Source organism: Actinoplanes sp. NPDC051633 (assembly GCF_040681735.1).
Classification (GTDB): Bacteria; Actinomycetota; Actinomycetes; order Mycobacteriales; family Micromonosporaceae; genus Actinoplanes.
This window is the reverse complement of record NZ_JBFAZH010000323.1, coordinates 1-7,129: the sequence shown is the minus strand read 5'-3', so window position 1 is coordinate 7,129 and position 7,129 is coordinate 1. Positions and strand designations below refer to the sequence as shown.

General features: G+C 72.9%; 7 protein-coding genes and 1 pseudogene. 3 read left to right on the top strand and 5 right to left on the bottom strand.

Annotation, left to right across the window (positions count from 1 at the left end):
- A partial coding sequence (locus AB0M20_RS19260; RefSeq protein ID WP_364299868.1) for a DUF3097 family protein occupies positions 1 to 398 on the bottom strand: 398 nt, incomplete at its 3' end.
- A 50-nt stretch (positions 399 to 448) separates the two neighbouring features.
- Here AB0M20_RS19260 and AB0M20_RS19255 point away from each other — a divergent pair.
- From AB0M20_RS19255 to AB0M20_RS19245, 3 genes are all read left to right on the top strand, one after another.
- The gene (locus AB0M20_RS19255) at positions 449 to 1,228 is read left to right on the top strand and encodes a hypothetical protein (protein ID WP_364299866.1); all 780 of its coding nucleotides are present in this window, start codon (positions 449 to 451) and stop codon (positions 1,226 to 1,228) included.
- Position 1,229: 1 nt separating this feature from the next.
- Positions 1,230 to 1,724 (top strand): NUDIX domain-containing protein, encoded by a 495-nt coding sequence (locus tag AB0M20_RS19250; RefSeq protein WP_364299864.1) that lies wholly within the window; start codon positions 1,230 to 1,232, stop codon positions 1,722 to 1,724.
- Between the two features lie 74 nt (positions 1,725 to 1,798).
- Positions 1,799 to 3,205, top strand: a complete 1,407-nt coding sequence (locus AB0M20_RS19245; protein WP_364299863.1) for a S8 family peptidase — start codon at positions 1,799 to 1,801, stop codon at positions 3,203 to 3,205.
- Between the two features lie 47 nt (positions 3,206 to 3,252).
- On the opposite strand, the pseudogene AB0M20_RS19240 reads toward AB0M20_RS19245, so the two are convergent.
- The 4 genes and pseudogenes from AB0M20_RS19240 to AB0M20_RS19225 all read right to left on the bottom strand — a co-directional run.
- Positions 3,253 to 4,355 (bottom strand): annotated as a pseudogene (locus AB0M20_RS19240) (DUF3500 domain-containing protein).
- Positions 4,356 to 4,485: 130 nt separating this feature from the next.
- A complete protein-coding gene (locus tag AB0M20_RS19235) occupies positions 4,486 to 5,265 on the bottom strand; it encodes an HAD-IIA family hydrolase (protein WP_364299861.1) in 780 nt (259 codons plus the stop codon).
- Positions 5,262 to 6,290 (bottom strand): ferrochelatase, encoded by a 1,029-nt coding sequence (locus AB0M20_RS19230; RefSeq protein WP_364299859.1) that lies wholly within the window; start codon positions 6,288 to 6,290, stop codon positions 5,262 to 5,264. Before AB0M20_RS19230 ends, AB0M20_RS19235 begins: the two co-directional genes overlap by 4 nt.
- Positions 6,291 to 6,302: 12 nt before the next feature.
- A partial coding sequence (locus AB0M20_RS19225; protein ID WP_364299857.1) for a hypothetical protein occupies positions 6,303 to 7,129 on the bottom strand: 827 nt, incomplete at its 5' end.

Below are 7,129 nucleotides of genomic sequence, written 5' to 3'. Positions count from 1 at the left end.
ACGCCCTCGATGCGCAGGTCATCGCCCCAGATCCGTTCCACCAGGGCGGCGTCGTGGATGCCCTCCACCCAGATCCGGCTCGCCTTGGCCACCTGTGCCTTCGCGCCGGCGACCGCGGTCGATCCCGACGCGGTCCGCCGCGGCGCCGGCGCGTTCACCACCGCCGGCCGGCGCAGCGTGACCACCATGCCGTCCAGCAGGAACGCGGCCGGCTCCAGCGGGAATTTGCGGCGCATGCCCCGGCCGTACACGAGGACCACCGCGCCCAGCTCGAAGCCGACCACCGCGCCGCAGAAGCCCGAGTCCACGTCCTCCACGACCAGGTCCCGCTCGGCGTCCACCTCGGGCACCACCTTGCGCCGGCGCCAGTTCCCGGCAAGCACGTCCTCCCCATACATGAGACGCACCGTAACCCGACACGACCAGCCGGCTCCGCTACCCTTGCGGCATGTCCCCCGCAGCGAATGCGGCCACCCTGACGGCGCGCCGGTCCACCCGGTTCGTCGTGTGGGTGCGCGCCTGGCGGGCCGGCCTCGTCCCGTTCGACGAGCTGGCCGACGAGATCGCCGGCGATGAGGAACACCTCGTCGCCGACGCCCCCGGCACGTGGCGTGACGTGCCGCTGGCGCAGGCGCTGCCGATCTTCGCCAAGCTGCATCCCGACGAGATCCGCCTGGTCCTGCCCGCGCCCGGCGACCCGCGCGGCCTGTCCGGCCCGGGTCCGCTGACCGGTGCGGCGATGCTGGCCGGCGAGGCGGTGATGACGCCCGAGTTCGGCGTCGTGCCCGAGGTCCGCACGCACACGTCGGGCTCGGGGATGACCTTCGAGACGGTGCTGTGGCGGGTGATCCCGACGCAGGACTACCGGCCGGGCTTCCAGATGGGCGCGGCCGAGGCCGAGCAGGAGCTGAGCCTGGCGCTGTCCGAGGCGACCTCCCGGCTTACCCGCCTCGACGTGGCGCAGTGGCGGCCCGAGCTGGCCGGCGCGTTGCAGGCGCTGCGGCGGCCGGAGAGCACCGCCACGCTGCCGCCCGGCTTCGACCCGCGGGCGCGCCGGGTGTTCGCCCGCGCCAGCGTCCTCGACCAGGTGCTGACGCTGGCCGAGCACAGCGCTCCGGGTGGCGCGGTGAACACATACGAGGCACAGCAGCGTGACGACGCGCTGCGCCCGCTCGTGGCGGCGTGCCGGCAGGCACTGGTCGCCGCCTGCAACTCGCCGCTGGCCTGACGTGCCGGACCGTTTCGCACATTGCACCTTCTGCGGTGCGCGCTTCACGCCCGGGCAGCCGTGGCCGCGGCACTGCGCCGCCTGCGGCGAGACCAGTTATCGCAACCCGGCGCCGGTCGCCGTGGCGGTGCAGCCGGTCGGTGACGGCCTGCTGGTGGTGCAGCGCGGGATCGCGCCGGCGCTGGGGCGGCAGGCGCTGCCGGGCGGGTTCATCGAGGTGGGCGAGAGCTGGCAGGAGGCTCTGGTACGCGAGCTCGCCGAGGAGACCGGGCTCTCGGCGTCGCCGGCGGACGTCCGGCTCTTCGACACGCTGAGCGCCCCGGACGGCACGCTGCTGGTCTTCGGCATCCTGCCGGCCCGGCCCGGGCTGCCGGGATCCTTCGCCAACAACGAGACGCTGGCGCTGGAAGTCATGACCGGTCCGGCCGAGCTCGGCTTCCCGCTGCACACGCAGGTGGCCGCCCGCTGGTTCAGCAACCGCACTGCAACCGTCTGACGTCTAACACCGGCGCGGGCCGGCCCGATGTTCACGGCGCCCCGCTCAACGACCGGTGAAGGTTGCCTGCGCTCATGAACAATGCCGCCCGTCTGTCCACCGCCGTCCTGGCCGCCCTCGTGGGTGCCGGCGCCGCCTCCGTCCCCGCATACGCCTCCGTTCCGGCACCCACCGGCCGGTACATCGTGACGTTGCAGCCCTCGCTCGGGATCGGCTCCGACTCGCTGGACAACGCCGCCGCGAAGCTGGCCGGCGGGGAGGTCGAGGAGACCCTGCCGGGCATCACCGGGTTCACCGCGAACCTGAGCGCGCGGGCCGCCGCCCGGCTGGCCGCCAACCCGACGGTCGCCGCGGTCGAGCCGGACCGGATCGTGCGGGTCGCCGACGTGCAGGCCGAGGCGACCCAGAAGAGCCCGGTGTGGAACCTGGACCTGATCGACCAGCGGACCACCACGCGGTCGGGGACCTACACGCCGCTGAGCGCGGCGTCGTCGGTGCACGCGTACGTGATCGACACCGGCATCGACTGGACCCACCCCGACTTCGGCGGGCGGGTGACCAGCGGGTTCTCGTACAACGGCGGGACCGCGATGGACTGCAACGGGCACGGCACGCACGTGGCCGGGACGATCGGCGGCACTCGATACGGCGTGGCCAAGGGCGTGCAGCTGGTCGCCGTGCGGGTGCTGGACTGCGACGGCGAGGGCTTCCTGTCCGACGTGATCAAGGGCGTCAACTGGGTGACCCGCTACGCGAAGAAGCCCGCGGTGGCGAACATGAGCCTCGGCGGCGACGCGAGCGCCGCGCTGGACACCGCCGTGCGCCGGTCGATCGCCTCCGGTGTCACCTACGCGGTGGCGGCCGGCAACGAGGGCCGCGACGCCTGCCGGGTCAGCCCGGCGCGGGTCTCGACGGCGCTGACGGTGGGCGCGGTCGGCGGCACCTTCGCGCGGCCGGCCTTCTCCAACTACGGCAAGTGCCTGGACCTGTTCGCGCCCGGCGTCGGTGTCTGGTCCGACGCGCCCGGCTCCAAGATCACCCAGATGAGCGGCACGTCGATGGCCAGCCCGCACGTGGCCGGCGCGGCGGCGATGCTGCTGGCCTCGGCGCCGACGATGAAGCCGGCCCAGGTGGCGTCGCGGCTGCTCGCGTACACGACCCGCAACAAGGTCCGCAACGCGGGCAAGGACTCGCCCAACCGTGAGCTGTTCACCATCAAGCCGCCGGCGGCGGTCCGCATCACCACGGCATCGCTGCACACCGGGACGATGGGCGCCGCCTACACACCGGTGACCCTCCAGCGGACGCCCGGCCTGATCGGCGCCTGGTCGGCCACCGGCCTGCCGGCGGGCATGGTCGTGACCCGCGGCGGCGTGCTCTCCGGCACGCCGACGGAGTCCGGCAGCTTCACGGTCACCGTGCGGTTCACCGACTTCGTCCCCCGCACCTCCAGCCGGTCGCTCACCCTGACGATCAACTAGCCACTCGTCTCACCGGCCGCCCGGCACCGCCCGGTCATCCACTGAACTCAGTGATGACGGCGGTGGTGGGCGGCCAGCACGTCCAGGCCGAAGTCGTTCTCCGGGTCGCGCCAGACCGAGTGCGCGTGGTTGGCGCCCCGCTGGGTGTTGTCCCATTCGATGAGCAGGCGCGGCCCCTGCACCCGGTAGTAGTGCGGCGCCCCGGGCTCGGTCGAGCCGGCCCAGGCGATGTGCACGGCCTGCAGAGCGCTGTCGTCGTAGGCCGCCATCGGCGACACCGCCTCCGGCACGCGGTCCAGGTACGTGCCCAGCAACCCCCGAGCAGATCCCGCTGCCCGGGGTCGAGATCGGCGCCGGGTACGCCCTTCGGCCGCGCGGTGTACGCCAGTGCTTGATGGTCGGCCTCGTCGTAGCCGGCGGCTTCGTCGATCGCGTCGCTGAGCGCTTGCAGCTTGGCCTGCTCGACCGGATCCGGGAAGCGCTCGTCACGCCAGATCCCGGCCAGCGGGATGACCCGGTCACCCTCGGAGATCGACGTGCGGTTCGCGGTCACGAAGTCGGACGGCGCCTTGGGTGAGAGGATCGCCCGGCGCGCGAGGTCGGGGCTCAGCGACCGGACGAGCCCGCGGGCCAGGTCCTCGACCCTGGCCAGCGGACGGTTCACCGCGCCGCCGAGCAGCTCGGAAGAGGCCGGGTCGGCGCCCATGAAGCACGGTGTCGCGGCGATCAGCTCGCCGCCCACGACAAGGTTGTTCAGCGAGACGTGGTGTCCCCCGAACCGCCAGCCCCACATCCCGTCGCCGGCCGGGTCGCCGAAGACCCGCAGGTAGTACAGGCCGGGGTCGCGGCCGCGCTCACGATCGAAGCGGGCCACGAACCCCTCGGTGTGATCGAGGACGTTCTCCAGGCCCATCGTCGTGGCCACCGTGACGAAGCCGGCCCGGGACAACCCCGAGGCCACCAGCCGCATCGCCGCTCGCTGCTGGGCGGGTCGCTGCTGGTGGAGGGTCAGTCCACCGTGATCGGTCGGCGTGTAGAACCAGCGCCGGCGTTCGGCGTCGGTCGCGTCGCCCGAGGGTGCGTGGCCGATGGCGGTCGTCCGCTGGTCCGCGTTCAGAAGTGCCAGCCACGCCTGCGCGGCCTCGGCCATCGTGGCGGCGACCTGGCGGCGGGAGGAGTCGGCCATGCCTCAATCTAGCGCCGCTCCGCTGGTGTCGATCATGGGCGGCCTGCTCGGCGAGAACGGCCTGACCATCAACCGGGTCAGGCGCATCGCCTGATCAGATCTCGCCGATCAGGTCGGCGACGCTGTCGACGACGCGGGACGGGCGGTAGGGATACCGCTCGCTCTCCTCCCTGGTGCTGATCCCGGTCAGCACCAGGATCGTCTCGAGGCCCGCTTCGAGCCCGCACAGCACGTCGGTGTCCATCCGGTCACCGATCATGGCCGTGCTCTCGGAGTGGGCCTCGATCGTGTTCAGCGCCGAGCGCATCATCATCGGGTTGGGCTTGCCCACGAAGTACGGATCCACCCCGGTGGCCTTGGAGACCATCGCCGCGACCGACCCGGCCGCGGGCAGGGCGCCCTCGTTGGACGGCCCGGTCACGTCCGGGTTGGTGCAGATGAACTTGGCGCCGCTGTCGATCAGCCGGATCGCCTTGGTGATCGCCTCGAAGCTGTACGTGCGGGTCTCCCCCAGCACCACGTAGTCCGGGTCGTACTCGGTCAGCACGTACCCGGCCGCGTGCATGGCGGTGGTCAGGCCGGCCTCGCCGATCACGTACGCCGTGCCGCCCGGCCGCTGGTCGGCCAGGAACTGGGCGGTGGCCAGCGCCGAGGTCCAGATCGACTGCTCCGGCACCTCGATGCCGGTGCGGGCGAGCCGGGCCTGCAGGTCGCGCGGCGTGTAGATCGAGTTGTTGGTGAGGATGAGGAACGGCTTGCCCGACTCCTTCATCCGGTTGACGAACTCCGGCGCGCCGGGCACCGGGACACCCTCGTGAACCAGCACGCCGTCCATGTCGGTGAGCCAGCTCTCGATGGCCTTGCGCTCGGTCATGCGGGTCCTCGTCTCTGGGGTGCGGGACAACAGTTCTCGGGGCAGACGTCCCAGACCGGGAGGGTACCCAGCCGTTGTTGCGGCGACATGGCCGTGCGCTCCAGGACCAGCTCGCGGATCATCGCCACGAAGCGGGCGTCCGTGCCGGGCGTACCCGCCCTGGCGTACCCCAGGCCCAGCTCTTGCGCGGTCTCCAAGGCCTCGTTGTCCAGGTCCCAGAGCACCTCGAGGTGGTCGGAGACGAAGCCGATCGGGCTGACCACCACGTCGGTCACGCCCTTGTCGGCCAGGACCCGCAGGTGGTCGTTGATGTCAGGGTCCAGCCACGGCACCTGCGGCGGGCCGGAGCGGCTCTGCCAGACCAGGTCCCACGGCAGGTCCGGCGTGGCCGCGGTGTGCACGAGCCGAGCGGTCTCGGTGAGCTGCGCGGTGTAGCGGCCGCCGTCGGGCCCGGCGGTCTCGGCCATGGTCACCGGGATCGAGTGGGCGGTGAACACCAGCCGGGTGGTGGCGCGGCGGGCCGGATCCAGGGTCGCCAGGGCCGCCCGCACCGCCGAGGCGTGCGGCTCGACGAAGCCCGGGTGGTCCCAGAACTGCCGCAGCTTGGCGATCCGCGGTGCGCGCGGCCCCACGTGCGCCCGGGCCGCGGCGATGTCCTCCCAGTACTGCTTGCACGACGAATACCCGCCGTACGCGCTGGTCGCGAAGCCCAGCGCGTGCTCGACCCCGTCGTCGCGCATCCGGGCGACCGTGTCGGCGAGCATCGGCTGCCAGTTCCGGTTCCCCCAGTAGCCGGGCAGCCCGATCCCTTGCTCGGCGAAGTCGGCCTCCACCGCCGCGAGCAGGTCACGGCACTGCTGGTTGATCGGGCTCACGCCGCCGAAGTGGTAGTAGTGCTCGGCGACCTCGAGCAGCCGCTCCTCCGGGACGCCGCGTCCGCGCGTCACATTGCGCAGGAACGGCATCACGTCGTCGGGATGTTCGGGGCCGCCGAAGGACAGCAGGACGAAGGCGTCGTAGGCCATCAACCCATAGTGTCAGAGGCTGCCGTCGCGCCTCGGACGCGGCCGGATGCGGGCGACGAGCATCACCGCGACGCCGGTCGCGATCAGCAGCACCGCGAAGACCAGCAGCGAGAAGATGTTCGAGCCGGTCCGCGGCAGGTTGTCGCCGCCGCCCCCGCCGGCGTCGGAGTTGTCGTCCGGGATGGCCGGGTCCGCGGTCGGGGCCGGCGTCGCGCCGCTGCCCCCGCCGCCGACCTCGCCGCCGACCTCGCCGCCGACCTCGCCGTCGACCTCGCCGTCGACCTCGCCGCCGACCTCGCCGCCGGAGACGGTCGTGGCGACGGTCGTGGCGACGTCGGCGATCGGAGCGCGGGCGAGCGGTCCGCGCCGGAGTGGGACGTCGCCGGTGTCGTCACGGTCGGTGTCGTCGTTGCGCGACACGCTGCCGCCGCTCGGCTCGGTCGCCACGGCCGGGCTTGCCGGTGGCCCGCCGGGAACGCCGGTGACCCGGTCGGTGGTGACGCCGCCGGTGAGGTTGATGTCGGGGTCGGAGACGGTGACCAGGCGGCCGCCGCCGGTGACGTCGGTGCCGTTCAGCGTGGCGCCGACGTCCTCCAGGTTCCAGACGGTGTCCGCCGGCGTGGTCACGGTGGCGGCGACCCGGATCGTGGCGGTCGCCGAGCCGCCGGACGGCACGGTGAGCCCGGCGCAGGTGATGGTCGCGGCCACGGCGGTGCACGGCGCGCCGCCCACCGCCGCGGACAGCACCGAGAGGCCGTCGGGCCGGTTGCCGACCGGGATGGTCAGCGTCGTGGTGGCGTCCGACGGGCCCTGGTTGGCGAGGCGGACCGCGGCCGTCG

Bases quoted from the DNA above. Each gene is read 5' to 3' on its own strand.
- AB0M20_RS19255 (WP_364299866.1), top strand. From the start codon at position 449: ATGTCCCCCGCAGCGAATGCGGCCACCCTGACGGCGCGCCGGTCCACC.
- AB0M20_RS19235 (WP_364299861.1), bottom strand. From the start codon at position 5,265: ATGACCGAGCGCAAGGCCATCGAGAGCTGGCTCACCGACATGGACGGC.
- AB0M20_RS19230 (WP_364299859.1), bottom strand. From the start codon at position 6,290: ATGGCCTACGACGCCTTCGTCCTGCTGTCCTTCGGCGGCCCCGAACAT.
- AB0M20_RS19245 (WP_364299863.1), top strand. From the start codon at position 1,799: ATGAACAATGCCGCCCGTCTGTCCACCGCCGTCCTGGCCGCCCTCGTG.